This is a genomic window from Streptomyces sp. NPDC057438 (assembly GCF_042802995.1).
Classification (GTDB): Bacteria; Actinomycetota; Actinomycetes; order Streptomycetales; family Streptomycetaceae; genus Streptomyces.
Map to the genome: position 1 here is coordinate 182,183 of NZ_JBHVDD010000003.1, position 24,582 is coordinate 206,764.

The window sequence follows — 24,582 nt, forward strand, 5'->3', positions numbered from 1 at the left end:
GGACGGGGCGGTCGCGGCTGACGGGGCGGGTCCGTCAGCGGTGGAGGTGGAAGCGGACCGTGGTGCCGTCCGGCGCGGTGTGGAGGCGTACGAGGTCGGCGACGTAGTGGACCAGCATCAGTCCTCGCCCGCCCAGTTGGTCACGGGCCGGTGGCCGACGGCCGGCCAGCGGATCGGTCAGCCGGCCCCGGTCCTGGACCTCGCAGACGATCTGCTCGCCGTCCGCCCAGATCCGCAGGGTTCCCGTGCCACCGCCGTGCACCACGCTGTTGGTGGTCAGTTCCGCCACCGCCAGCATCAGATCCTGCCGTCGGTCCTCGTCGAGGCCCAGTTGCCGGGCCTCGCGGACCGCGAAGGTGCGGGCCTCGGGGAGCGCTTCGGCGTCGAAGGACAGGGACGCGGCCCCGGGTGGGTGGACGAGCGGCTGGTTGTAGTGGGCGACGACGCGGTCGGGATCGTAGGCGTCGCTGGTCCGTTCGACGCCGGTGTCGATGACGACGGGGTGCGTGGCGTGGGCGTCGGCGAGCACCTCCGGCTTCAGGCCGTCCGCGTCGTACGGGCAGAGGATCGTCACCTCACGGCCCTGGAAGGCGGCGTTGATGAGTGCCTCGTGCTGGACGCACGCCGGGTACTCCGCGGCCGAGCGGCCGGCCCAGATCGGCTCTCCGATGATCCGTACCCGGCGCGTCGGATGGGCGTCGGCGAAGGCACGCAGGACACCGGGGATGATCCGCCCCGGGTTGCGGCCCACCCGGGTCATGTCGAGGAACTCGACCTCGGCGGCGCTCGCTCCCATCCCTGCCTTGATCCGTTCGAGGTTGGGGCCGGGAACGGCGACCGCGACGGCCTCTCCGGCGGCCAGACCCTCCGCCAGGAACGGCACCGTGCCGGCCAGGTACTGCTCCGGGCCCCGGTAGAACAGCGCCGGGTGCACGAAGCGTTCACCGGAAGTGGCCGTACTCATCGTGCCGCCACCTCGATCCTCGTATGGCCGGGCCAGAAGATGTGCAGGATGCGCTCCAGCTCCGGCGGCGGGCGGTCCACGACGATGCGGCCGCTGTCCAGCCGCTGCGCGGTGACCGCCAGCGCCGCCGCGCCGCCGACGTCGATGGACATCAGGTCGGACAGTTCCACGAACGAGACGTCCGTGTGGACGCTTGCCAAACCCTCCAGTCCTTCTTCCCAGGACGATCGGGTGATCACGTTGACTTCTCCAGCAGCACGAATACCAGGACGACCGGGCAGAGAGCGGATCTCCAGCACCGCGCCGCCACGCGACGACCCGGGCACCGTCCTGTCCGCGCCGTGAGAGACGTCCACGTTCTCTCTCCCTGCCTCAGGCTGCCCCAGCGAGCTACGGACACGTCATCGTATAACCCGTGCGGATACCCCTCGGATGCCCCGGAACGTTCGCGAAACACGCAGGCATGACCGCGGGCAGACGGGGTAGGCGCCACGCCGGCGGCCGAGTCCACGGACGGAGGCCGGCTGACCAGCGAGAGAGGAAAGCAAGGATGACGGCGACAACGACTGTGGGGACGAACGTCGGTCACACCACCGTTCGGCTGCCGGAAGTCTCCGATCCGCTGAAGGTGGCGCCCCGGGACGCGCGTTCCCTGTCGAAGCTGTTCTTCGAGCAGCTGACCGTCCTCGAAGAGGGGACCCGCGAGTACCAGTACGCGCGCAACACCCTGATCGAGATGAACATCTCCCTCGTCCGCTACGCGGCCGGCCGGTTCCGCAGCCGGGGCGCGGACGAGATGGAGGACATCGTCCAGGTCGGCATGATCGGCCTGATCAAGGCGATCGACCGGTTCGAGCTCTCGCGCGAGGTGGAGTTCACCACCTTCGCCGTCCCCTACATCGTCGGCGAGATCAGGCGGTTCTTCCGCGACACCTCCTGGGCCGTCCATGTGCCCCGGCGTCTGAAGGAAGCCCGTGTCGAACTCGCCCGCGCCACCGACGAACTCAGCAGCCGTCTGGGCCGCGGCCCGACGGTCAGGGAACTGGCCGAGCTGATGAACCTCTCCGAGGAGGAGGTCATCGAGGCGCGCCTGGCCGCGAACGGCTACAACTCCTCCTCCCTCGACGCCGCCATCGGCGGCGACGAGACCGGGGAGGCGGCGCTCGCGGACTTCATCGGCAGCGAGGACGCCGGCATGGAGCTCGTCGAGGACTTCCACGCCCTGGCCCCGCTCCTGGCCGAGCTGGGTGACCGCGACCGGCGGATCATCCACCTGCGGTTCGTCGAGGAACTCACCCAGGCCCAGATCGCCGAACACCTCGGCTGCTCGCAGATGCATGTCTCCCGCCTCCTCTCGCGCACCCTGACCCGCCTGCGCCGGGGCATGCTCACCACGAACTGAACCGGTCGCCTCCGCGTTCAGCCGTCGTCCTCCGTCCGGCCGGTACCGGCCGGACGGAAACACGCCGACACCGTCTTGCCGTGCCGCTGGCACGTCATCTCCAGCTCGTCGGCGAGCATCCGTACGATGCCCACGCCGCGGCCCGAGACCTCACCGGCCTGCGGATTGCGCTGGCGCGGCAGTGTGGGGTCCTCGTCGTGGACGCTCACCTGGAGGCACTCACCGTCCCAGGTGAGGATGAGACGCGCGTCGCTGTGTGCGTGCACATGGGCGTTGGTGAGCAGTTCGGACACCGCGAGAACGATGGCGTCCACCGTCTGCGGCTCGGCGGCGGTCCACGGCAGGGACTCCAACGTCCTGCGTGTCCACCGCCGGCCGGCCCGTACTCCCCCGGACACGGGAAACGAATGTGCCCAGCCCTTCGCCTTGATCGTCACCGGCTTCCCCGTTCTGTCCTCGAACCGTCCTCGAAACCGTCGTCGTACGGTCCGAGTGCCCGTCTCTCGCGTTCACAGACGTCCCGTCGGGCGGAGAGGTCGTGAACGTCCGGATCCGGGCCGTCGCCCGGGTGCGGGCGCGCGGTCGCGGTCGGCAGGCGGTACAAGGGCCTTAGGCCACCTGGACGCCCACGAGGCAGGTGTCGTCGTCCGTGTCGGACTTGCTGTGGGTGAGCAGGCGGTCCAGTTGCTGGTCGAGCGTCGGCGGGACCGTGCGCGCGGCCGTCAGCAGCTGGGCCAGTGATTCCTCCACGGACCGGTCACGGCGTTCGATCAGGCCGTCGGTGTACATCAGCAGGGTGTCGTCGACGGCCAGTTGGGCCTCGTGCTCCTCGTAGGTGGCCTCGGGCAGCGCGCCGAGCAGCAGGCCCTTGACCAAGGGCAGCGGTGTCGCTTCACCGGCGCGCACCAGGACGGGCGGCAGATGGCCGGCCCTGGCCCAGCGCAGGGTGTGGCGGTCGGGGTCGTACAGGCCGCAGACGGCCGTGGCGGTGACCGCTCCCGTGAGGTGGTGGGCCACCATGTTGAGCCAGGACAGCAGCTGGCCCGGCCCCGCGCCGGTCACGGCGAGTCCGCGCAGCGCGTTGCGCAGGACCACCATGCTGGTGGCGGCCTCTATGCCGTGTCCGGCGACGTCTCCCACGCACAGCAGCACCAGCCCGGACGGCAGGACGACCGCGTCGTACCAGTCGCCGCCCACCAGGTTCTGGGTCTCGGCGGGCCGGTAACGCACGGCCACGCGCAGCCCGGGGGCCTCCAGGGGTGCCTGGGCCGGCGGCATGATCGCGTGCTGGAGCTGGAGGGTGAGCCGGTCGCGTTCGCTCGCCTGCTGCTCGGAATGGGCGAGCTGGTCACGGGTGGCGGCGAGGGCGACCTCCGTCCAGTGGTGGGCGGAGATGTCCTGGTAGGCGCCGCGGACCACGAACAGCCGGCCGTCGGAGTCGAGGACGGGTTCGGCCACGACGCGGATGTGCCGGGTGACGCCGTCGGGCCGCTGGAGACGGAAGGCCGCGGACGCGGGGCGGCGATGGTGCAGCAGGGTGCGCAGGAACCTGCCGATGGCGACGGCGTCGTCGGGGTGGGCATGGGCGGGCAGGTCCTCCAGCGGGACCGGGCCGCTGACGGACGGTTTGCCGTAGAGGCTGTAGAGCTGGCCGTTCCAGGTGATCTCGCCGGTGAGGAGGTTCTCCTCGAAGCCCCCGATGCGGCCGAGACGCTGGGCGTGCTGCAGCAGGCTCGCCAGCCGGGCGGTCTCGTCCTCCACACGCCAGATGAGCAGCACGCTGCCGCCGTGCCGGCTGATGTTGATGTCGGCGACCGCCGCCAGCGGGACCTCGTCCACCAGGGAGGTGAGCCGCATACGGCGGGCCCGGAACGGCTCACCTGTGGCGTAGACGCGCTCGACCTGCCCGAACAGCTCGCTCTCGCCGGCGGCCATCGGATACGTCTCCAGGAGCAGGGCTCCGTTGACGACCCCACGCGGCCGGCCGGCCGGGTCGAGGAAGCGGCTGTTGACGTGCTGGATGCGGAAGTCGACGAGTTCCCCGGTGGCGTCCAGGTACGGGACGAGCACCAGCGCGGGGTCGTGCAGACCGTCGGCGAGGTGGATCAGTTCGGCGACGTCCGGCTTGGTCTCGGCCCGGGTCTGCCCGTCGGCGTGGTCCGGGACGTAGGTCTCCAGGGCGTGCGCGCACAGCTCGGCCAGCGCCTCGATCTGGCGGACGATCTGCGGGGGCTGGGGCTGCAGCGGGGTGGGCCAGACGATCTCCAGCACGCCGTGGATGCGGCCTCCGGCGCCCGCGGGTACGGCGGCCCGGCCTCCGTCGGGGTGGTGGTGCCGGCCGATGGAGGGCAGGCCGGTCTCCGACAGGCAGCCGATCCAGTGGCCCCTCCGCTCGCCGAGCCCGTGACGGGCCACCGTGGCGACCCCCGGCGGGACGTACCGCCAGCGGGCCGCCTCAGCGGCCGGGAAGCCGGCGCTGCCCGCCAGGGTGAGGGAGCCGTCGGCACCCAGCGCCCAGATGGCCACCGCCTCCGCACCGAGCGGGGTCAGCGCGTGTTCCAGCAGGGAGTCGGCCACGGCCTGGGCGTCGTGGGCGGCCAGCGCGCCGCTCTCGGCGGTCCGCAGCCGTACGGCCGGGGAGCCGCCCCCCGGCCGGTCGGGGGCGTCGGCGCGGCCCTCCGTGATCGCGAGGAAGGTGGTCGTGACCTCGGAGAGCCGGTCGCGCGCGGCCTGGTTGATGACGTCGACGGCGAATTCGAGGGGTGTCACGCCCGCCTGTTCGGTCAGCTCGGTGAGCTGCCGTGCCGCCTGCGAGGGCCCGCAGCCGAGCCGCTCGACGAGGATGCCCTTCGCCAGCTCGATCAGGGCCCGCCCGTCGGCCTCCGCCTGGGCCTCCTGCACCTCGCGGCGCAGTCGCTCCACGGTCGCGGCGAGCCGGCCGACGGGGGACGAGGGCCCTGTGCCGTCGTCCGCGCTCTCGTCCGTCTCCGTCCCGTCCGTCCCGCTCTGCTCCGCCTCCTCGCCCTCCTTCGGGCGGGTCGCGGCCGGAAGGTCGTCGCGGGCGACGGACAGCATGTCGAAGGGGTCGTCGGACAGCAGGCCGACGTCCGCCGTCGGGTCGGCGGCGGACGGCCCGTCCGTCGACGCGCCGGTGTCCTGCGGCTCGGCCGGCTGATGGGGAGTGCTCACGTTCGACCTGTTCCTCGGCTCGGGTGTCCGTGGACACCACGGGGTCGGCTGGTGCGCGGGGCGGCGGGTGTCCTCGTCATACGGACAGCCAGCGTCGGACGCGGCCGATGAGGTCGTTGGTGTCGACCGGCTTGGTGACGTAGTCGTTCGCGCCCGAGGCGAGACTCTTCTCCTGGTCGCCGGGCATGGCCTTGGCGGTGACGGCGATGATGGGCAGTTCGGCGTACTGGGGCATGGAGCGGATCTCCGAGGTGGCCGAGTACCCGTCCATCTCAGGCATCATCACGTCCATCAGCACCAGTGAGATGTCCGGGTGGGCGAGCAGCATCTCGATCCCCCTGCGGCCGTTGTCGGCGTGCAGGACCTGGAAGCCGTGGAGTTCCAGCATGCCGCTCAGCGCGAAGAGGTTGCGCGCGTCGTCGTCGACCACGAGCACCGTACGGCCGAGGAAGGCGCCGTCGACGACCTGCGCGGGAGGGCGCTGGGACTCGTCGGCGCGGACCAGGGACAGCACGTCCCCCGGCTCCTCGGCGGACAGGTGCAGGGTGATCCGTTCGCGCAGTTCGTCGAGGCTGGAGAGGAAGTCCAGCGGGCGGCCCTCGGCGCGGGTGCGCAGGGTCTGCTCGTGTGCCAGGTCCACGCGGTGACCGGTGTGCACGAGGACGGGCACGCTGGCGAGCGCCGAGTCGCCCTCCATGGCCTCCAGCAGGCGGGCGCCCTCGCCGTCGGGCATGCCGAGTTCGAGGACCACGCAGTGGCAGGGTTCGGCGGCCAGCGTGCTCGCCGCCTCCTGGGCGCCGATCGCGGTGATGATGTCGATCGCCCCGGGCGGGTCGTCGCCGGGTGCGAGGTCCGCGACCGCGCGTTCGGCGACGAGGGTCAGCAGCCCGCGCGGGCGGTCCTCCACCACCAGCAGACGGCGGCGACGCTGTTCGTGTGCCGTGGGAGCGGCCGTGTCCGGGCGGTCGGCCGGGGGCAGTTCACGGCCGTCGGTGTGCGGGTGGTCCGTCAGCGCGCCGCCGCCGTCGAGCACTTCCTCGAAGTCCGCGCGGGCGACGGGCAGGTAGAGGGTGAAGGTGCTGCCCTGGCCGGGCGTGCTGTCGACGGTGACGGCGCCGCCGAGCAGATGGGCGATCTCCCGGGTGATGGACAGGCCGAGGCCGGTGCCGCCGTACTTGCGGCTGGTGGTGCCGTCGGCCTGCTGGAAGGCTCCGAAGATCGTCTCCAGCTGCTGCTGGGGGATGCCGATGCCGGTGTCCTTCACCCGGAAGGCCACGACGGCGCCGCCGCGCAGGACGCCGGTGGGCACCTCCCGGTCGGCCGCGGGCTCGATACGCAGGGTGACACCGCCGTGTTCGGTGAACTTCACGGCGTTCGACAGCAGGTTGCGCAGGATCTGCCGCAGCCGGGAGTCGTCGGTGAGCAGGTCCACGGGGGTGCCCGGCGCGGTGGCGACCGTGAAGTCCAGGCTTTTCTGCGTCGTCATGGGGCGGAACGTCGCCTCGACGTACTCCAGCAGCTTGCGCAGCGGCACCCGTTCGGGGGTGACGTCCATCTTGCCCGCCTCGACCTTGGACAGGTCGAGGATGTCGTTGATCAGCTGCAGCAGGTCCGAGCCCGCCGAGTGGATGATGCCCGCGTACTCGACCTGCTTGGGCGTCAGGTTGCGGGAGGGGTTCTGGGCCAGCAACTGGGCCAGGATCAGCAGGCTGTTGAGCGGGGTGCGCAGTTCGTGGCTCATGTTCGCCAGGAACTCGGACTTGTACTTCGACGCCAGCGCCAGCTGCTGTGCGCGGGTCTCCAGTTCCTGCCGGGCCTGCTCGATCTCCAGGTTCTTGGCCTCGATGTCGCTGTTCTGCGAGGCCAGGAGGGACGCCTTCTCCTCCAGTTCGGCGTTGGAGCGCTGCAGTTCGTCCTGTTGGACCTGCAACTCCTCGGAGCGCGCCTGGAGTTCGGCGGTGAGCCGCTGGGACTCCCCCAGCAGCTCGTCGGTGCGCGCGTTGGCCACGATGGTGTTGAGGTTGACGCCGATGGTCGGCATCAGCTGGGAGAGGAAGTCCTGGTGGATCTGGGTGAAGGGGGTGACGGAGCCCAGTTCGATGACACCGAGGACCTGGTCCTCGACCACGATGGGCAGCACCACCAGGGCGCTGGGCACGGCCTCCCCGAGACCGGAGGAGATCGTCACGTAGTTCGGCGGCAGCTCCTCGACGCTGATGGGGCGGCGGTTGCGGGCGGCCTGGCCGACCAGGGAGCGTCCGACGGGGATGCGCTCGGGCCGGTCGGTGTCGTCGGGGTAGCCGTAGGAGCCCACCAGCCGCAGTTCCGGACCGCGTTCGGTGTCCTCGGCGAGGTAGAAGGCGCCGTACTGGGCGGAGGCGAGGGGCGCGAGCTCGTCCATGATGAGTTCGGCGACGACGGGCAGTTCGCGGTGGCCCTGCATCAGGCCGGAGATCCGGGCCAGGTTGGTCTTGAGCCAGTCCTGTTCCTGGTTGGCCCGGGTGGTCTCCCGCAGGGACTCCACCATGGAGTTGATGTTGTCCTTGAGGTCGGCGACCTCGCCCGACGCCTCCACGGTGATGGAGCGGGTCAGGTCGCCCTCGGCGACGGCGCTGGTGACCTCGGCGATCGCGCGGACCTGGCGGGTGAGGTTCCCGGCGAGCTCGTTGACGTTCTCGGTGAGGCGCTTCCAGGTGCCCTCGACGCCCTCGACCTCGGCCTGGCCGCCGAGCCGGCCCTCGCTGCCGACCTCGCGGGCGACGCGGGTGACCTCGGCGGCGAACGAGGACAGCTGGTCGACCATCGTGTTGATGGTGGTCTTCAGCTCCAGGATCTCGCCGCGGGCGTCGACGTCGATCTTCTTCGACAGGTCGCCGCCGGCCACCGCCGTCGTCACCAGGGCGATGTTGCGGACCTGGCCGGTGAGGTTGTTGGCCATGGAGTTGACGTTGTCGGTGAGGTCCTTCCACGTGCCCGCGACGTTCGGCACGTGGGCCTGGCCGCCGAGGCGTCCCTCGGTGCCGACCTCGCGGGCGACGCGGGTGACCTCGTCGGCGAACGCGGAGAGCGTGTCGACCATGGTGTTGATGACGTCCGCGAGGGCCGCGACCTCGCCCTTGGCCTCGACGGTGATCTTCTGGGAGAGGTCGCCGCGCGCGACGGCGGTGGCGACCTGGGCGATCGAGCGAACCTGTCCGGTCAGGTTCGACGCCATCACGTTGACGTTGTCCGTCAGGTCCTTCCAGGTCCCCGACGCGCCCCGGACGATGGCCTGTCCGCCGAGGTTGCCCTCGGTGCCGACCTCGCGGGCGACGCGGGTGACCTCGTCGGCGAAACCGGACAGCTGATCCACCATCGTGTTGATGGTGTTCTTCAACTCCAGGATCTCGCCCCGCGCATCGACGGTGATCTTCTGCGACAGATCACCCTGCGCCACCGCCGTGGCCACCTGGGCGACGTTGCGGACCTGCGCGGTGAGGTTGCCCGCCATGAAGTTCACGGAGTCCGTGAGGTCGCGCCAGGTGCCCTTGACGCCCTGGACGTCCGCCTGCCCGCCGAGCCGTCCTTCGGTGCCGACCTCGCGGGCGACGCGCGTGACCTCGTCGGCGAAACCGGACAGCTGATCCACCATCGTGTTGATGGTGTTCTTCAACTCCAGGATCTCGCCGCGCGCGTCCACGGTGATCTTCTGCGACAGATCACCCTGCGCCACCGCCGTGGTGACCTGGGCGACGTTGCGGACCTGGGAAGTGAGGTTACCCGCCATGAAGTTGACCGAATCGGTCAGGTCGCGCCAGACACCGCCGACGCCCGGCACCTGCGCCTGACCGCCGAGCCGTCCCTCGCTGCCGACCTCACGGGCGACGCGCGTGACCTCGTCGGCGAACGCGGAGAGCTGGTCGACCATCGTGTTGACGGTCTCCTTCAGCTGCAGGATCTCGCCGCGCGCGGGTACGTCGATCTTCTGCGACAGATCGCCCTTGGCGACTGCGGTCGCCACCTGCGCGATGTCACGCACCTGGGTCGTCAGATTGCCCGCCATGGCGTTGACCGAGTCGGTCAGGTCGGCCCAGGTGCCGGAGACGCCCGGCACCTCGGCCTGACCGCCGAGGGTGCCCTCGGTGCCGACCTCCCGCGCCACCCGTGTCACTTCCGACGTGAACACGGACAGCTGGTCCACCATGCCGTTGAAGACCGTGGCGATGTCACCGAGCAGGCCCTCACCGTCGGACGGCAGCCGGGTCCCGAAGTCACCGTCCCGGACGGCGGTCAGTCCGGCCAGGAGCTGGCGTAGCTCCTGCTCGCCGGGCGCCCGGTCGGCGACCTCGATCGTCTTGCTGCTCATGCGCACCCTCGTTCCGCTCCCCAAGAGCCCCCGCGCCGAGGACTCGGAACCCGCGCCGGGCCCTGACAGGCCCGCTCATCACCCACGTTTCCGCAGTTCACGAATCCGCCCGATGAGAAAATTCGGTGAAGGTTAACTCAGTTGTCGTCCGACAACCAAAGCCTGATCCGGGGATCCGCGCCACCCCGAAAAGATACCGCCCGGGGCTGAATACATGCCCGCGAGCGGGGCACTCGGCAGGGTTGGACAGGGCCCTCGGCCGACGTCGGACGGCCTCCCTGCCGAAGCCGCCGCGGGCCCCTTCGGAAGTTTCCGAAAAAATCTTGGCCGGTGATGTCGAGAACCCGCATCCGGCTCCGTCCCCGGTGCGAACGCGACCACAATGGGCGCACCGGTACCAAGGAGAACCACGATGGCCAAGTACCTGCTGCTCAAGCACTACCGCGGCGCACCGGCCGCGGTGAACGACGTACAGATGGACCAGTGGACACCGGAGGAGATCTCGGCACACATCCAGTACATGAACGACTTCGCGGCCCGGCTGGAGAAGACCGGCGAGTTCGTGGACGGCCAGGCGCTCGCCCCCGAGGGGACCTGGGTCCGGTACGACGGCGAGGGGCGTCCGCCGGTCACCGACGGCCCGTTCGCCGAGACCAAGGACCTCATCGCCGGCTGGATGGTGATCGACGTCGACAGCCATGAACGCGCCGTGGAGCTGGCCGGGGAGTTGTCGGCCGCCCCCGGGGCGGGCGGGAAGCCGATCCACGAGTGGCTGGAGCTGCGCCCGTTCCTGTCCGCTCCGCCCACCATCACGGAGTGACCCCATCGATGGACGAGGCACTGCTGCGGGGCCTCACCCCCGGTGTGCTCGCCGTCCTCGTCCGCCGCGGAGCAGACTTCGCGGCGGCCGAGGACGCCGTACAGGATGCGCTCACGGAGGCGGTCCGCGTCTGGCCGGACGACCCGCCGCGGGACGCGAAGGGCTGGCTGATCACCGTGGCCTGGCGCCGGTTCCTCGACGCGACCCGCGCGGACGCCGCCCGGCGCCGGCGCGAGAACCTCGTCGAGGAGGAGCCGGCGCCCGGCTCCGCGCCCGGGACGGACGACACGCTCCAGCTCTACTTCCTGTGCGCCCATCCCTCGCTCACGCCGTCGTCGGCGGTGGCGCTCACGCTGCGCGCCGTGGGCGGGCTGACCACCCGCCAGATCGCGCAGGCCTATCTGGTGCCCGAGGCGACCATGGCGCAGCGCATCAGCCGGGCCAAGCGCACCGTCTCCACCGTGCGTCTCGACCGGCCCGGCGACGTCGCCACCGTGTTGCGCGTCCTCTACCTGGTCTTCAACGAGGGCTACTCCGGGGACGTCGACCTCGCCGCCGAGGCCGTCCGGCTCACCCGGCAGCTCGCGGCCGCGATCGACCACCCCGAGGTGGCGGGGCTGCTCGCCCTCATGCTGCTGCACCACGCCCGGCGGGCCGCCCGTACCGCGCCCGACGGCAGTCTGGTGCCGCTCGCCGAGCAGGACCGCGGCCGGTGGGACACCGTGTCCGTCGCCGAGGGCATCGGGATCCTCCAGGCGGCCCTCGCCCGTGACCGGCTGGGCGAGTTCCAGGCGCAGGCGGCCATCGCCGCGCTGCACGCGGACGCGCCCACCGCCGGGGAGACCGACTGGGTGCAGATCGTCGAGTGGTACGACGAACTCGTTCGACTGACCGACAGTCCGGTCGTGCGGCTCAACCGCGCGGTGGCCGTCGGTGAGGCCGACGGCCCCCGTGCCGGGCTGGCGGCGCTCGCCGTACTGGAGGACTCGCTGCCGCGGCACACCGCGGTGGCGGCGTACCTCCACGAACGCGACGGCGACCTGACGACGGCGGCACAGCTGTACGCCGAGGCGGCGCGCAAGGCGCCCAACCTCGCCGAGCGCGACCACCTCACCCTCCGGGCGGCCCGGCTGAACGCCCTCCGGCACGACTGACGGATCGTGCCCGGCCCGTCACGGCGCCCGGCACGACCCGACTGCCGAATATGTGCCGATATGAATTAAATGTCCGTGAGAGGGGTACTTCGTTCAGCGCGACGACGCCACGACCGGCGTCCCATCGACCAGGAACAGGCAGGTCGGCCCATGTCGAAGCACACACGAGCGTCCGAGCCTCCGCACGGAAAGGGCCCGAGCCGTCACGAGGGCACCGGGCAGCACGGCTGGTCGCCCGACGTGGATGAGACACGTCAGCAGGACAACCCCAGCGCCCCCCGCTCCTTCCGAACGGCCGAGCACGCCGAGAAGAGAGGCCGGGGCCGCACGAAGTCGGCGCAGGAGACGAAGTCCGTCCCCGGCGACACCGCGAAGAGTCACGGAACACGGGGCGAGGAATACGGCGACGCGGACGAGAAGGGCCGTCGCGACACCGGACGCAGGGGCCGCTCCCAGCGCCCCAGCGGCGCCAGGGACGCCTCTTCCTCCACCGGCGTGGACCCCCAGGACTCACCACCGTCGGACCACCGGTAGGGCGAGGGCCTGCCGATGCCCGGACGACAGCCTCCTCGACGGGCGGAGCCGTCGAGGAGGTGCCGGCCGGCATCGCGGCGGTGTCAGCAGATCCGCGGCAACTGCTCACCGATCGGCTGATCGACCACTCGTGTTCCGCCCAGCCCGGTACGGGCCACGACCATGCCGGGATGGGCCTCGACGGCCTCCCCGATGATCACGGAGTCGGCGCCGAGGGGATGCGCCCGCATCGCCTCCAGAACGGCGTCGGCGTGCTCGCGCGGGACGAAGGCCACGAGCTTGCCCTCGTTGGCGATGTACATCGGGTCCAGCCCGAGAATGGCGCAGGCATTGGCCACGGGCTCCGGAACCGGCACCTCGCGTTCCCGGATGACGACCCCGGTGCCGGAGGCGGCCGCGATCTCGTTGAGGGCGGCCGCGAGGCCCCCTCGGGTGGGGTCACGCAGCACGTGCAGGTCGGGGGTGACGGCGAGCATCGTCTCGACGAGGCCGCCGAGAGCCGCGCAGTCGCTCTGGATCTCCACGCCGAACTCCAGGCCCTCGCGCACGCTCATGATCGCGACCCCGTGGACGCCGATGGCACCGCTGACGATGACCACGTCGCCGGGGACGACCCGTTGCGGCCGCAGATCGACACCCGCCGGTACGAGGCCGATGCCCGCCGTGTTGATGAAGATCCCGTCGCCGTGGCCCGCCTCGACCACCTTGGTGTCACCGGTGGCCACCTCCACACCGGCGGTGCGCGCCGCCTCGCCGAGCGCCCGGGAGACCCGGGTGACCGTCTCCAGCTCGACGCCCTCCTCCAGGATGAATCCGCAGGAGAGGTAGGCGGCGCGGGCGCCGCCCATGGCGAGGTCGTTGACGGTTCCGTTGACCGCCAGGTCGCCGATGCTGCCGCCGGGGAAGAACAGCGGCCGTACGACGTAGGAGTCGGTGGAGAACGCCAGCCGTGCGCCGCCCAGGGAGACGACGGCCGCGTCGCCCAGCTGGGCCAGTGCCTCGCCCCCGTAGGCGGGCGCGAAGATCTGCTGGACCAGTTCGGCGGAGAGGACTCCACCGCCGCCGTGGCCCATGACGACCCGGGGGCGGTCCCGCACGGGCGCGGGGCAGGTCCACGCCTCGATGTCCAGCACGGCGGGGGTGGGGAGATCGGTGGTGTCAGACAACGGGGCTCGCCTCCCGGGCCTCGGTCGCGGCGGGCATGTCCAGGCGCCGGTAGAGGTAGTACGCCGCGCAGGCACCCTCGCTGGACACCATGGTGGCCCCCAGAGGGGTGCGGGGGGTGCACAGGGTGCCGAAGGCCTCACACTCGTGCGGCTTGAGGAGCCCCTGGAGGACTTCTCCGCTGCGGCACGCCTCGGGTTCGACCGTGCGGATGCCCTCGACGGCGAAGCGGTGCTCGGCGTCGTGGTCGCGGTACTTCGACGCCAACCGCCAGCCGCTGTCCGGGATCACGCCGATCCCGCGCCAGGCCCGGTCGGTGACCTCGAAGACGTCCTCCAGCATCGCCCGGGCGGCCGCGTTGCCCTCCGGCCGCACAGCGCGGGCGTAGGCGTTGTCGACGCCGTGCTCGCCGCGTTCCAGCCGGTGGACGGCGCGGCGCACGCCTTCGAGGATGTCCAGCGGCTCGAAGCCCGTCACCACGATCGGTACGCGGAAACGCTCCGCCAGCTCCGGGTACTCCCCCACCCCCATCACGCTGCAGACATGCCCGGCCGCGAGGAAGCCCTGCACCCGGCAGCTCGGCGAGGACATGATCGCCTCGATGGCCGGGGGCACGCGGACGTGGGACACCAGCATGCTGAAGTTCTTGATCCCCTGTTTGCGGGCCTGATGGACCGTCATCGCGTTGGGGGGCGCCGTCGTCTCGAAGCCGATGCCGAAGAACACCACCTCGCGGTCCGGGTTCTGCCGTGCGATCCGCAGCGCGTCGAGCGGCGAGTAGACGACCCGCACGTCACCGCCCTCCCCGCGGACCTGGAACAGGTCGCGGCCGGTGCCGGGCACGCGCAGCATGTCCCCGAACGAGCAGAAGATCACCTCCGGCCTGGAGGCGATCTCCAGCGCCTTGTCGATGACCTCCAGCGGGGTGACACACACGGGGCAGCCCGGCCCGTGGATCAACTCGACCTTTTCCGGGAGCAGTTGATCGATGCCGTGCCGGATGATGCTGTGCGTCTGTCCTCCGCACACCTCCATCAGCGCCCATGGCCTGGTCACCGTCGCGTGGATGTCGTCGAGGAGCCGCCGTGCCAGCTCCGGGTCCTGGAACTCGTCGATGTACTTCACGGGTTGCGCACCTCTTCCACCGGGTCCATGCCCGCCTCCGCCGCCGCCATCTCCCATGGGTCGCCGAACTCCTCCTGCAGCATGCCGAGTTCGGCGAAGAGTTCGAGCGTCTGCCGCGCCGACTCCTCGTCCAGCCGCTGCAGGGCGAACCCGACGTGGACGATGGCGTACTCGCCGACCTGGAGGTCGGGCAGATACTCCAGGCACACCTCCTTGACCACACCGCCGAAGTCGACGGTGGCCATCCGGGTGCCCTCCCGTTCCTCGATGTCCAGCACTCTGCCGGGTACCGCCAGGCACATGAGCCTCTCCTCGCTGTGGGTCGCGCGCCGCTCAGTCGGCGGGCGCGGGGGCGACGGCCGTGGTCCGGGCGGCCACCATCAACTGCCCCAGGGCCAGGCCGCCGTCGTTGGGGGGCACCAGGTGGTGCCGCAGGACCGTGAAGCCTTCCTCGCGCAGGCCGGCGGCACAGGCCGAGGAGAGCAGCGTGTTGGCGAACACGCCTCCCGTCAGGGCGACCGTGTCCAGTCCGCGCCGCTCGCGTGCCCGTCCGCACATGGCGCGCACCAGGGCGGCCACGGCCCGGTGGAAGCGGGCCGCGATCAGGGGCGGCGCGATGCCCGCGCGCAGGTCGTCGACGATCGCCGCGAGCACGGGCGCCGGATCGGCCCGTACGGCCCCGGCCCCGCCCTCTCTGGCCGTGCGCAGGGCGAAGACGTACGTCTCGGTGTCCCCCGCCGGCGCGTGCAGGGCCGCGCCCTCCAGCTCGACGGCGGCCTGCGCCTCGTATCCGGCGCGGTGGCACACACCGGCCAGCGAGGACACCGCGTCGAACAGCCGGCCCATGCTGGACGTGGGAACACAGTTCACGTCGCGCTCCAACTGCTGTGCCAGGAGCCGGAGTTCGTCGGAGGGACAGGCGGCCGCGCAGGGGAGGTCGCCGGACCAGGCGAGTCCGGCCGCCCACAGATGGGCCAGCGCCATCCGGTACGGCCGGCGCACCGCGGCGTCGCCGCCGGGCAGCGGGACGTAGGCGAGGTGCCCGAACCGGACGTAGCGGTCGTAGTCGGCGAGCAGGAACTCACCGCCCCACACGGCACCGTCGTCGCCGTGCCCCGTGCCGTCGAAGGCGACGCCGATCACCGGCCGGGTGCCGTCCAGCCCGTGCTCGGCCATCGCGGCGGCGATGTGCGCGTGATGGTGCTGGACGCGGGTGACGGGCCGGTCTGCCGCGTTCCGGTCGGCCCAGTGTGCGGAGCGGTAACCGGGATGCCGGTCGGACACCAGGGTCTCGGGCCGCACCCCGGTGATCGACTCCAACTGCGCCGCCGCGCGCTCGAACACCCGCTGCGTGCTGACGTCGTCCATGTCCCCGATGTGCGCCGACAGCCAGGCGCGGCGGCCCGAGCCCAGGCAGAACGTGTTCTTCAGGTCTCCGCCGACCGCGAGGGCGGGCCGCACGGGCAGCGGGAGGGGCAGCGGCAGCGGGGCGTAGCCGCGCGAACGGCGGATCACCAGCGGCTGCCCGTCGCAGACCCGGACCACGGAGTCGTCGCACGGGACGTGGATCGGCCGGTCGTGGGTGAGCCAGGCGTCGGCCAGGTGCGCGAGCCGCTGCAGCGCCTCGGTGTCGTCGGTGACGATCGGCTCGCCGGAGACGTTGCCGCTGGTCATGACGAGCAGACGGGGCCCGTCCGGATCGCCGGGCAGGCCGAGCAGCAGATGGTGCAGGGGGGTGTACGGCAGCATCAGGCCGAGGTCGGGGCTGCCGGGCGCGACCTCCTCGGCCGGCCGGGGCTCTCCGGAGGGGTCCGGAAGACGCCTGACCAGAACGACCGGCCGCGCCGCGTCTTCGAGCAGCCTGCGCTCCTCGGCACTCAGTCGTACGAGGTGCCGGACGTCGTCCGCCGTCCGCGCCATGACGGCGAACGGCTTGTCGCCGCGTGCCTTCCGGCGCCGTAGCAGGGCGACGGCCGTCCGGTTCGTGGCGTCGCATGCCAGGTGGTAGCCGCCCAGGCCCTTCACGGCGAGGATCGCGCCCCGCGCGAGCAGGGCGCGCGCCGCGCCGACCGGGTCCGCCCCGTCGCCCGCGGCGAGCCTCGGCCGTGGTCCGGCGATCAGCCGCAGTCTCGGTCCGCAGGCCGGGCAGGCGACGGGCTGCGCGTGGAAGCGCCGGTCGGCGGGGTCGGCGTACTCGCGGGCGCAGTCGGGGCACATCGGGAAGCCGGCCATGGTCGTGGCGGCCCGGTCGTAGGGCACACCGGTGACGATCGTGAAGCGCGGGCCGCAGTGGGTGCAGTTGACGAACGGGTGGCGGTGGCGCCGGTCCGCCGGGTCGGCCAGTTCGGTGAGGCAGTCGGCGCAGGTGGCGGAGTCCGGGGAGACCAGGGTGCGGGCCGGGCCGCCGCCGCGGGAGGCGAGGATGGTGAACGGGGTGCCGTCGCCGACGGCGGGCATCTCGCGGTGCTCGACGGACTCGACTCGGGCGAGCGGCGGTGCCTGGGCGGCGATCCGGTCGCAGAACCGGGCCACGGCCGAGGCGGCGCCCTCGACCTCCACGACGACGCCCTCCGCGGTGTTGGTCACGTGTCCGGCCAGGGCGAGTTCGGTGGCGAGGCCGTACAGGTAGGGGCGGAAGCCCACGCCCTGCACCACTCCCCGCACGACGATCCGGCGGCGCAGCGGAGCGGGTCCGGCGACGGCGGACGGGGTCTGCGGACCGCTCACGGGTGGGTGTGGGCCATGGCGCCGTCGGCCTCCGGACGCGCGTGGGCGTGACCGTCGTCGTGGGCGTGGGTGTGCTCGTGGGGGTGGACGTGCCCGGGGGTGCGGGGCTGGCCGGCCATGACCGGCGTGTGGACGGGGGCGCCGTCCGCGGCCGCCATCGCCCGGTCGAGCAGAGCGCCGATCCCCCGCCCCCGGCGTGCCGAGGTCATGACGATCTCGACTCCCGGGTTGACCTGTTCCACGTGCGCGCGGAACGCGACCTCGTCGAACTCGACCGCCTCCGCCAAGTCGGTCTTCGTGACGACGACCAGGTGCGCGAGCCCGAAGGCGGTGGGGTACTTCAGCGGCTTGTCCTCTCCCTCCGTCACGGAGGCCAGGGCGACCCTCAAGGTCTCCCCCAGGTCGTAGGTGGCGGGACAGACCAGGTTGCCGACGTTCTCCACGAACAGCAGCCGCGTGCCGTCGGGCAGCCATCCGTCCAGGTGGCCGGCGAGCATGCCCGCCTCCAGATGGCACAGGCCGTCGGTGAGCACCTGTTTGACCGGGACACCCGACCGCGCCAGGCGGACCGCGTCGTTCTCGGTGGCGAGATCGGCGCTGAGCGCCGCGACGGGAACGGACCGTTCACGTGCCCGCAGCAGTTCCTGCTCCAGCAGCGCGGTCTTTCCGCTGCCCGGGCTGGACAGCAGGTTCACGACCGCCGTGCCCCGGGCGGCGAGACACGAGCGCAGCTCCCGGGCGCTCGCGTCGTTCTTCGCGAGTACGGCCTGGCGCAGGTCCGTGACACGACACATGGTTCAGCGCTCCTCGGAGATCGGTTCGCGGGTGGGCGGGTGCGTGCTTCTGTCGTTCTCCCAGCGCACGTCGACGATCTGCAGTTCCCGGCCCGCGAGCAGGTCGGTCCGTGTTCCGCCGCACGCCGGGCAGGTCAGCCGGGGCGGCATGCCGACGGCCCATTCGTGGGCGCAGGGGGTGCAGCGGGCCCGCCCCGGTACCGTCTCGGTGGCCAGTTCGGCGCCTTCCAACAGGGTTCCGGCGCAGGCCAGTTCGAAGCTGAAGGCGAGGGCGTCGGGTACGACACCGGCGAGTTCGCCCACCCGGAGCCGTACCGTGCGCACCGCCGTGACGTCCCCGGCCCGGTCGGCGGCCTCGGCGACCTGGTCGACGACGGCCAGCGCGACGGACATCTCGTGCATGGGCTCTCGTCCTTCCGCCGGCTGCCTGCCTCGCACCGGGGTTCATTAGAGGGGGGTGGAGCCGGGTCGAACGGCCCGGCACGCCGTGACCGGCCGGCGGGTACACCGTTCGACCCAACCGCTCGGGAGCCCGCGCTCCCCACGCTTCTCACATGCGCCGGATCCGCAGATAGCGCCGGACGTCCGGCAGCACCTCGGCGGCGAGGACGACCACGGCGGCGAGGGCCGCTCCCCCGATGACGATCTTCTTCATCCCGTTCTCCTCATGTCGAGGCCTCAGCGGTTGAGGCCTGCGCCGCGGACGGCTCGTCGTCCCGCAGCAGTTCTTCGATCAGGCGGACCGCCTCAGGCACGGCGTCGGACACCGGCGCGCTGAGGCCGATGCCCTCCTCCACCGAGGCCGGTTCGCATCCGACCACCAGGACGCGGCGCGGTGGGTCGCCGTCGGTGCCGGCGCACAGGGTCGCCAGCAGGGCCAGGACGGTGTCGGGGGTCATCCGGTGACCGTCCAGGGCAGGTGCCGGCGGCTCCGGATCCGGGCCCGCGGCCTCGTGTTCGATCACGTACAGCGTGCCGGGGGCTCCGCCCCGCGCCGTGGCGTCCACGAGGACGAGGGTGTCGTAGCCGTCGAGGAGCTGGTAGGCGAGGTGGACGCCCCGCACCCCGATGTCCGCGGTCTCCACGTGGGCGGGCAGTCCGAGCGCGGCGAGCCGCCGTACGGTCTCGACACCGAAGCCGTCGTCGCCGAGGAAGATGTTGCCGATGCCGGCGACCAGGGTTCTGGGGCCGGGCCGCGCGGAGGCGTTCATGAACCGTCCTCCAGCGGTGTGATCTCGTCGGGCTGGAAGTACAGGAAGCGGCCCTGCTCGCGGCGGATGTCGGCGCCGGGGTCGCCCTCGACCGTGACCGCCAGGTGCACGCCGCCGTCGACGTCGTGCAGAACGGCCTCGACGGTGGCGGTGCGGCCGCGCAGGAAGATGTCCTGTGCGTCGGTGCGCCGCAGGCCCGGGTGCAGTTCGACCCGGCTGCCCCGGCCCACCGGGCGGCCGTCGACGACCACGTGGTCCCGCTCCGGGGCGAAGCCGGCGTCGCTCGCCGGGTCCCACCAGGGGGTGTCGGGACGCCCCACCCCGAACTCGTCGGGGAAGCCGACGCCCGGATCGGCGGGGCGGCCGGGGCCGGTCACCTCCCGCACGCTGCGCACCGCCCCGTGCAGCCGCTCCAGCACCTCGGCCGGCATCGACTCCGCCAGCTCGATCACGGCCGCCGCGCGTTCGTCGGTGCCGCGGGCCTCGCGTTTCTCCTCGTCGGTGAGGGCGGCGGTGCGCAGCGCGAGGATCTCGTCGATCTCGGTGGCGTCGTAGAGCGCGCCGGGGCTCTCCGGGGCGATGGCCGGATGGTCCTCCAGGATGATCGGCGAGGACAGCACCAGGTCGGCCCGGCCGGGTTCACCGGCGAGCACGGGCCAGGTGTGCAGGTTGCGGCAGGCGGCGACCGCACCCTTCGCCCACTCGGGGGGATCGGTCATCGACAGGAACGATCCGGCGCTGAGGGCCATGAGCAGATGGGTGGCCACCAGGGAGTGCGGCAGCGCCGCGTCCCGGTCGGCGGCGCGGCCCTCGGGCGGGGTCCAGTCGCTGGTGTTCTCCACGACGGCGGTCAGCCGCAGGGTCCGGTAGGGGCCGTCGAGTTCACGGGCGGACAGCCGCACCGTCCCGCTGACCGCCTCGCTCCGGCGGAGCAGCCGGCCGACGGTACGGCCCGCCGCGTCGAGGACGGGTGCGGTGTCCTCCCTCGCCGGGAGCCGGAAGGGATGGGTGACGCCGTCGCCGAGGAGGGCGTCCACCGGCGCGATCACCTCGACGCGTTCCTCGAACCCCTCGTCCCAGGGCACCAGCACCCGGTCGTCCAGGTCGAGTTCGGTGACGGTGTCGAAGCCGCCGTCCGGGCACGCCCGCTGCACCGTGCGCCGCCGGGCGTGCAGGAAGCGCACCTCGACGGAGAGGGTCGCGCCCGCCTTCGGTTCCATCAGGCACTCGGTGTGCTGGAAGTCGTGCTCCTCGCAGTCGGCACCCCAGCCGGGCGGCACGAGCACCCCGAACTGCCAGCGCAGCCGGTTCTTGGCCGACGAGGCGCGGTAGGGGTAGAGGACGTAGCCCTCGAAGAGGACGGCGTCGGCCACCTGGCGCGCGAGGGCGAACCGCTCCTCGGTCTCGGCGGCGAACGCGGTCAGGGTCACGAGTCGGTCCTTCCGGTGGTGCCGGTGAGGGCGCGCAGCGGGTCGTGCGCGGGCGGTTCGGCGGCGCTCTCGTCGAGCAGGGCCTCGAGGGTCGCCTCCCAGGAGGGCAGCGCGTGCCGTGAGCGGTAGTCGAGGAGGGCGTCCATGGTGTCGCGGGGCAGCCGGATCCAGCCGCAGCCGGGGAAGTGCTGCTCGACCATCTCCCGCCAGACGGTGACCGGCATCCGGAAGGCCGCCTCCTGGTCCCACGGGACCGGTTCCACGCGGAAGCCGCCGGCTCCGGTGAACGCCGTGCCGGAGAACAGCATCAGCAGGGGGACCTCGCCGTCGGTGAGGGCGGTGAGGTAGCGGGTGGCGGCGATCTCCATGTCGTAGGTGCAGGGCACGACGACGTCGGTCTCGATCTCTCCGGTGAAGCTCGGGACCATGACGGACACCTGGGCGAACTGCACCGGCTGGAGGGTGCTGCCCCAGCGGGAGCGGTCGCCGAAGAGGTCCGTCAGACCGGCGGCCTCGGCGGGCTCGTAGCCGCGGCGGGCGGGCTCGATGCGGATCTGGCAGCGCAGGGCGACCGCGTGCACGGGCGCGTTGCCGGCGGCGGTGACGCGCAGCCGGAAGACGAGGGTGGGTCCGGCGGCGTACCGGTCGGCGCGGACGCCGGTGCAGGCGAAGGAGAACTCGGTCACGGGCGCACCGCCGTCCGTGCCGGATGCCGCGGGTTTTGGGCCGCGTCCGGTGTGACGTCCACGGGCCGGGCGCGGCGGGTGACGTCCGCGAAGAACGCGTCCAGGGCGCTACGGGCCTCGGCTCCGCCGTCGAAGCCCTGCCACGACAGGCGCATGCGGCCGACGAGCTCGTAGCAGATGTCGATCGGGACGAGGTAGGTCTCGCAGCGGCCGTCGGTGCGGTGCAGCAACAGGGCCTCCACGTCGGGTTCGAGGAGTGCGGCGAGCCGGCTGTCGCCGAGGACGGCGGCCCAGGTGTCCGGTGCGAGTTCGCTCTCGGTGGCGCCGGCCGGACTGGGGTAGAGGGCGACCAGCCGGTCGAGCACGGCGTTGCGGAAGAGGAAGGCGACGCCGACGGGGATCTGCAGCGCCTCCCACGCGGTGTCGTCCAGCTGGTGGCCGGGGTCGGTGAGGTAGCGGGCCGGGACCGTGCGGAAGCGGCCCGCGGCGGCGCCCGGTTGTTCCATCAGCAGCGCGCAGGGGGCGCAGGCGCACACGAGGGCGCGTTTGTCGGTGTCGACGAGGTGGCGGTGGTCGCCGGGGACGGCCACCGCGCACAGTTCGCACCGCTCGGGCCGGGGCGGGCGTGCTGTCAGGAACCTCTTCAGACCGGTGACGGTCGCGGTCATCGGGCCCCCGTGGGTGCCGTGCTGATCTGCAGGAGTGTGGGCCCGGCGGGTGCGGCCTGGACGTCGACGGCCCGCACTTCGGGGGCGAAGCAGGCGAGTGCCGCCTCGGCCGCCTGCCGGGCGTCCGCTCCGGAGCCGCAACCGCAGCCGCCGCTCTCCCGGGCGCGGACCCGCAGCGTGCCGCTGTCCTCGTCGAAGTCCACGACGTCCAGGGTGTGTTCGCGGACGCTGTCGAGGGCGCGGGCGATGCGGGTGTCGCGGTCCTCGGGGTGCAGGTCGTGCAGGACGAGCAGGCTCGCGACGACCTCGTCCCCGAGCAGTCCCGCCGACGGCTCACCGGGCGCGGAGGACAGCAGGTGGAGGATGCGGGCCAGGCCGGCGCCGTAGAAGTCCATGAGGGAGCGCACGAGTTCCTCGGCCGCCTCGGCTGCGGCGGGGTCGCCGCTCGTGGTGAGCCGGTCGAGCACCTCCTCGACGCGGCGTCCGGTCTGTTCGGCGTCGACGGGCCGGGCCGTCGTCGGCGCGCTCATCCGCCCAGTCCGCTCAGGCCGGTGGGCACGTGCATCGACTTCACCGTCTTGCCGCCGCCGACGTACATGTGGACGCCGCAGGGCAGACAGGGGTCGAAGCTGCGGACGGCGCGCATGATGTCGATGCCCTTGAAGTTCTCCGGGGTGTTCTCCTCGAAGATGGGTGTGTTCTGCACGGCGTCCTCGTACGGGCCGGGTGTGCCGAAGGTGTCGCGGGTGCTGGCGTTCCAGGGGGTCGGCGGGTACGGGTGGTAGTTGGCGATCTTGCCGTCGCGGATCACCATGTGGTGGGAGAGGACGCCGCGGACGGCCTCGGTGAAGCCGACGCCGATGCCCTGGTCCGGGACCTCGAACTTCTCCCAGGTCTGGGTGCGTCCGGCACGGACCTCCGCCAGGCCCTTCTCCGCGCAGTGCAGGGCGACGGCCGCGGCGTAGGCCTGGAAGTAGGTACGGGCGCGGTTGCGTTCCAGGGCGTTGGACCACTTCGGGATCTTCCACTCGAAGGTGGTCTCCGGCTTGGTCATGGTACGGGGCAGGTTGATGACCACGCTGTGGCCGGTGGCCTTGATGTAGCCGATGTCGACGAGCCCGGACAGGGCGGTGGACCACAGGCGGGCGATGGGGCCGCCGCCGGTGTCCAGGGCGAGGTGGTCCTTGCCGTCGAACCAGCGCGGGGACATGACCCAGCTGTACTTGTCGTCGAAGTTCCGCTTCTGCGGGGCCGGGATGGTGTGCTGGTTCCACGGGTGGCGCGGGTCCACGGGGTTGCCGAGCGGGTCGTGGGTGACGAACTGCTCCTGGCCCTGCCAGTCCTCGTAGTAGGAGCTGCCGAGCAGGATGCGGATGCCGAGGTTGATCTCGGTGAGGTCGTTGGTGACCAGTTTGCCGTCCACGACGACACCGGGGGTGACGAACATCTTCCGTCCCCAGTCCGTCATGTTGGCGTAGGTGAAGTCGCAGTGCTCGGGGTCGTTGAGCGCGCCCCAGCAGCCGAGCATGACCCGGCGGCGGCCCACTTCCTCGTACCCGGGCAGGGCCTCGTAGAAGAAGTCGAACAGGTCGTCGTGCAGGGGCACGACGCGCTTCATGAACTCGACGTACCGCATGAGGCGGCTCATGTAGTCCGTGAACAGCTGGACGGAGGCGATGGTGCCGACGCCGCCCGGGTAGAGCGTGGAGGGGTGCACATGGCGGCCCTCCATCAGGCAGAACATCTCGCGGGTGTAGCGGCTCACCTGGAGCGCCTCGCGGTAGAACTCGCCCTCCAGGGGGTTGAGCGAGCGCATGATGTCGGCGATCGTGCGGTAGCCGTGCTCGGCGGCGTGCGGGGCCTCGGTGCGTTCGGCGAGTTCGAGGACGCCGGGGTTGGTCTCCTTGACCATCTTCTCGCAGTAGTCGACCCCGACCAGGTTCTCCTGGAAGATGTTGTGGTCGAACATGTACTCCGCCGACTCACCGAGGTTGATGATCCACTCGCCGAGGTGCGGGGGCTTCACGCCGTACGCCATGTTCTGCGCGTACACCGAGCAGGTGGCGTGGTTGTCGCCGCAGATGCCGCAGATGCGGCTGGTGATGAAGTGGGCGTCGCGGGGGTCCTTGCCGCGCATGAAGACGCTGTAGCCGCGGAAGACCGACGACGTGCTGTAGCACTCCGCGACCCGCTTCTGCTTGAAGTCGATCTTCGTGTGGATGCCCAGGGAGCCCACGATCCGGGTGATCGGGTCCCAGGCCATCTCCACCAGGCCACTGCCGTCGCCGGCCGTCGTCGTCTTCGGTGCCATCAGTGTGCGTGCCCTTCGTTGCGTCACTGCGCGGGAGGTTTGGGGTAGGGGTGCGCGA

22 protein-coding genes are annotated in these 24,582 nt (G+C 71.8%); 4 read left to right on the forward strand and 18 right to left on the reverse strand.

Annotated features, from left to right (window positions below):
* Nucleotides 1-34 precede the first annotated feature (34 nt).
* Both ACFU5F_RS03925 and ACFU5F_RS03930 read right to left on the reverse strand, forming a co-directional pair.
* Entirely contained in the window at nucleotides 35-964 is a 930-nt protein-coding gene (locus ACFU5F_RS03925; protein ID WP_383881498.1) for an anti-sigma factor RsbA family regulatory protein, read from the reverse strand.
* Nucleotides 961-1,164, reverse strand: a complete 204-nt coding sequence (locus ACFU5F_RS03930) for a hypothetical protein (protein WP_383881501.1) — start codon at nucleotides 1,162-1,164, stop codon at nucleotides 961-963. Before ACFU5F_RS03930 ends, ACFU5F_RS03925 begins: the two co-directional genes overlap by 4 nt.
* A gap of 350 nt (nucleotides 1,165-1,514) precedes the next feature.
* On the opposite strand from ACFU5F_RS03930, the gene ACFU5F_RS03935 reads away from it, so the two are divergent.
* The gene (locus ACFU5F_RS03935) at nucleotides 1,515-2,366 is read left to right on the forward strand and encodes an RNA polymerase sigma factor SigF (RefSeq protein ID WP_383881504.1); all 852 of its coding nucleotides are present in this window, start codon (nucleotides 1,515-1,517) and stop codon (nucleotides 2,364-2,366) included.
* A gap of 17 nt (nucleotides 2,367-2,383) precedes the next feature.
* Here the strand turns inward: ACFU5F_RS03935 and ACFU5F_RS03940 are convergent, their stop codons facing one another.
* From ACFU5F_RS03940 to ACFU5F_RS03950, 3 genes are all read right to left on the reverse strand, one after another.
* The gene (locus ACFU5F_RS03940; RefSeq protein WP_383881507.1) at nucleotides 2,384-2,803 is read right to left on the reverse strand and encodes an ATP-binding protein; all 420 of its coding nucleotides are present in this window, start codon (nucleotides 2,801-2,803) and stop codon (nucleotides 2,384-2,386) included.
* 172 nt (nucleotides 2,804-2,975) lie between these two features.
* Nucleotides 2,976-5,555, reverse strand: a complete 2,580-nt coding sequence (locus ACFU5F_RS03945; RefSeq protein ID WP_383881510.1) for a SpoIIE family protein phosphatase — start codon at nucleotides 5,553-5,555, stop codon at nucleotides 2,976-2,978.
* A 76-nt stretch (nucleotides 5,556-5,631) separates the two neighbouring features.
* A complete protein-coding gene (locus ACFU5F_RS03950) occupies nucleotides 5,632-9,900 on the reverse strand; it encodes a HAMP domain-containing protein (protein WP_383881514.1) in 4,269 nt (1,422 codons plus the stop codon).
* A gap of 412 nt (nucleotides 9,901-10,312) precedes the next feature.
* Here ACFU5F_RS03950 and ACFU5F_RS03955 point away from each other — a divergent pair, with 412 nt between their 5' ends.
* From ACFU5F_RS03955 to ACFU5F_RS03965, 3 genes are all read left to right on the forward strand, one after another.
* Nucleotides 10,313-10,720 (forward strand): YciI family protein, encoded by a 408-nt coding sequence (locus ACFU5F_RS03955; protein WP_059078743.1) that lies wholly within the window; start codon nucleotides 10,313-10,315, stop codon nucleotides 10,718-10,720.
* Between the two features lie 8 nt (nucleotides 10,721-10,728).
* A complete protein-coding gene (locus ACFU5F_RS03960; protein WP_383881600.1) occupies nucleotides 10,729-11,874 on the forward strand; it encodes an RNA polymerase sigma factor in 1,146 nt (381 codons plus the stop codon).
* A 150-nt stretch (nucleotides 11,875-12,024) separates the two neighbouring features.
* A complete protein-coding gene (locus ACFU5F_RS03965) occupies nucleotides 12,025-12,408 on the forward strand; it encodes a hypothetical protein (protein ID WP_383881518.1) in 384 nt (127 codons plus the stop codon).
* Nucleotides 12,409-12,491: 83 nt separating this feature from the next.
* Here the strand turns inward: ACFU5F_RS03965 and hypE are convergent, their stop codons facing one another.
* The 13 genes from hypE to ACFU5F_RS04030 form a co-directional block, all read right to left on the reverse strand.
* The gene (gene hypE / locus ACFU5F_RS03970) at nucleotides 12,492-13,574 is read right to left on the reverse strand and encodes a hydrogenase expression/formation protein HypE (RefSeq protein WP_383881520.1); all 1,083 of its coding nucleotides are present in this window, start codon (nucleotides 13,572-13,574) and stop codon (nucleotides 12,492-12,494) included.
* Nucleotides 13,567-14,697: a hydrogenase formation protein HypD gene (hypD, locus tag ACFU5F_RS03975; RefSeq protein WP_383881523.1), complete on the reverse strand. Its 1,131-nt coding sequence runs from the start codon at nucleotides 14,695-14,697 to the stop codon at nucleotides 13,567-13,569. The genes hypE and hypD overlap by 8 nt, the downstream gene beginning before the upstream one ends.
* Entirely contained in the window at nucleotides 14,694-14,999 is a 306-nt protein-coding gene (locus tag ACFU5F_RS03980) for a HypC/HybG/HupF family hydrogenase formation chaperone (RefSeq protein ID WP_078580274.1), read from the reverse strand. The genes hypD and ACFU5F_RS03980 overlap by 4 nt, the downstream gene beginning before the upstream one ends.
* Before the next feature lie 31 nt (nucleotides 15,000-15,030).
* Nucleotides 15,031-17,424 (reverse strand): carbamoyltransferase HypF, encoded by a 2,394-nt coding sequence (gene hypF / locus ACFU5F_RS03985; RefSeq protein ID WP_383881526.1) that lies wholly within the window; start codon nucleotides 17,422-17,424, stop codon nucleotides 15,031-15,033.
* A complete protein-coding gene (gene hypB, locus ACFU5F_RS03990; protein WP_383881529.1) occupies nucleotides 17,421-18,218 on the reverse strand; it encodes a hydrogenase nickel incorporation protein HypB in 798 nt (265 codons plus the stop codon). Before hypB ends, hypF begins: the two co-directional genes overlap by 4 nt.
* A 3-nt stretch (nucleotides 18,219-18,221) precedes the next feature.
* Nucleotides 18,222-18,620: a hydrogenase maturation nickel metallochaperone HypA gene (locus ACFU5F_RS03995; RefSeq protein WP_383881532.1), complete on the reverse strand. Its 399-nt coding sequence runs from the start codon at nucleotides 18,618-18,620 to the stop codon at nucleotides 18,222-18,224.
* Between the two features lie 148 nt (nucleotides 18,621-18,768).
* Nucleotides 18,769-18,873: a DUF6893 family small protein gene (locus ACFU5F_RS04000; RefSeq protein WP_020114735.1), complete on the reverse strand. Its 105-nt coding sequence runs from the start codon at nucleotides 18,871-18,873 to the stop codon at nucleotides 18,769-18,771.
* A gap of 10 nt (nucleotides 18,874-18,883) precedes the next feature.
* A complete protein-coding gene (locus ACFU5F_RS04005) occupies nucleotides 18,884-19,429 on the reverse strand; it encodes a hydrogenase maturation protease (RefSeq protein ID WP_383881536.1) in 546 nt (181 codons plus the stop codon).
* On the reverse strand, nucleotides 19,426-20,859 hold the full coding sequence (locus tag ACFU5F_RS04010; RefSeq protein ID WP_383881539.1) for a hypothetical protein: 1,434 nt from the start codon (nucleotides 20,857-20,859) through the stop codon (nucleotides 19,426-19,428). The genes ACFU5F_RS04005 and ACFU5F_RS04010 overlap by 4 nt, the downstream gene beginning before the upstream one ends.
* Nucleotides 20,856-21,545: a DUF6084 family protein gene (locus ACFU5F_RS04015; RefSeq protein WP_383881542.1), complete on the reverse strand. Its 690-nt coding sequence runs from the start codon at nucleotides 21,543-21,545 to the stop codon at nucleotides 20,856-20,858. The genes ACFU5F_RS04010 and ACFU5F_RS04015 overlap by 4 nt, the downstream gene beginning before the upstream one ends.
* Nucleotides 21,542-22,213 carry a DUF5947 family protein gene (locus ACFU5F_RS04020; RefSeq protein ID WP_383881545.1) on the reverse strand — a complete coding sequence of 224 codons (672 nt, stop codon included), beginning with the start codon at nucleotides 22,211-22,213 and terminating at the stop codon, nucleotides 21,542-21,544. The genes ACFU5F_RS04015 and ACFU5F_RS04020 overlap by 4 nt, the downstream gene beginning before the upstream one ends.
* Entirely contained in the window at nucleotides 22,210-22,743 is a 534-nt protein-coding gene (locus tag ACFU5F_RS04025) for a hypothetical protein (protein WP_383881548.1), read from the reverse strand. Before ACFU5F_RS04025 ends, ACFU5F_RS04020 begins: the two co-directional genes overlap by 4 nt.
* Nucleotides 22,740-24,524 (reverse strand): nickel-dependent hydrogenase large subunit, encoded by a 1,785-nt coding sequence (locus ACFU5F_RS04030; RefSeq protein WP_383881551.1) that lies wholly within the window; start codon nucleotides 24,522-24,524, stop codon nucleotides 22,740-22,742. The genes ACFU5F_RS04025 and ACFU5F_RS04030 overlap by 4 nt, the downstream gene beginning before the upstream one ends.
* Between the last annotated feature and the right edge of the window lie 58 nt (nucleotides 24,525-24,582).

Bases quoted from the DNA above. Each gene is read 5' to 3' on its own strand.
- ACFU5F_RS03925 (WP_383881498.1), bottom strand. From the start codon at position 964: ATGAGTACGGCCACTTCCGGTGAACGCTTCGTGCACCCGGCGCTGTTC.
- ACFU5F_RS03935 (WP_383881504.1), top strand. From the start codon at position 1,515: ATGACGGCGACAACGACTGTGGGGACGAACGTCGGTCACACCACCGTT.
- ACFU5F_RS03950 (WP_383881514.1), bottom strand. From the start codon at position 9,900: ATGAGCAGCAAGACGATCGAGGTCGCCGACCGGGCGCCCGGCGAGCAG.
- ACFU5F_RS03955 (WP_059078743.1), top strand. From the start codon at position 10,313: ATGGCCAAGTACCTGCTGCTCAAGCACTACCGCGGCGCACCGGCCGCG.
- ACFU5F_RS03960 (WP_383881600.1), top strand. From the start codon at position 10,729: ATGGACGAGGCACTGCTGCGGGGCCTCACCCCCGGTGTGCTCGCCGTC.
- ACFU5F_RS03965 (WP_383881518.1), top strand. From the start codon at position 12,025: ATGTCGAAGCACACACGAGCGTCCGAGCCTCCGCACGGAAAGGGCCCG.
- ACFU5F_RS03980 (WP_078580274.1), bottom strand. From the start codon at position 14,999: ATGTGCCTGGCGGTACCCGGCAGAGTGCTGGACATCGAGGAACGGGAG.
- hypB (WP_383881529.1), bottom strand. From the start codon at position 18,218: ATGTGTCGTGTCACGGACCTGCGCCAGGCCGTACTCGCGAAGAACGAC.
- ACFU5F_RS03995 (WP_383881532.1), bottom strand. From the start codon at position 18,620: ATGCACGAGATGTCCGTCGCGCTGGCCGTCGTCGACCAGGTCGCCGAG.
- ACFU5F_RS04000 (WP_020114735.1), bottom strand. From the start codon at position 18,873: ATGAAGAAGATCGTCATCGGGGGAGCGGCCCTCGCCGCCGTGGTCGTC.
- ACFU5F_RS04005 (WP_383881536.1), bottom strand. From the start codon at position 19,429: ATGAACGCCTCCGCGCGGCCCGGCCCCAGAACCCTGGTCGCCGGCATC.
- ACFU5F_RS04020 (WP_383881545.1), bottom strand. From the start codon at position 22,213: ATGACCGCGACCGTCACCGGTCTGAAGAGGTTCCTGACAGCACGCCCG.
- ACFU5F_RS04025 (WP_383881548.1), bottom strand. From the start codon at position 22,743: ATGAGCGCGCCGACGACGGCCCGGCCCGTCGACGCCGAACAGACCGGA.
- ACFU5F_RS04030 (WP_383881551.1), bottom strand. From the start codon at position 24,524: ATGGCACCGAAGACGACGACGGCCGGCGACGGCAGTGGCCTGGTGGAG.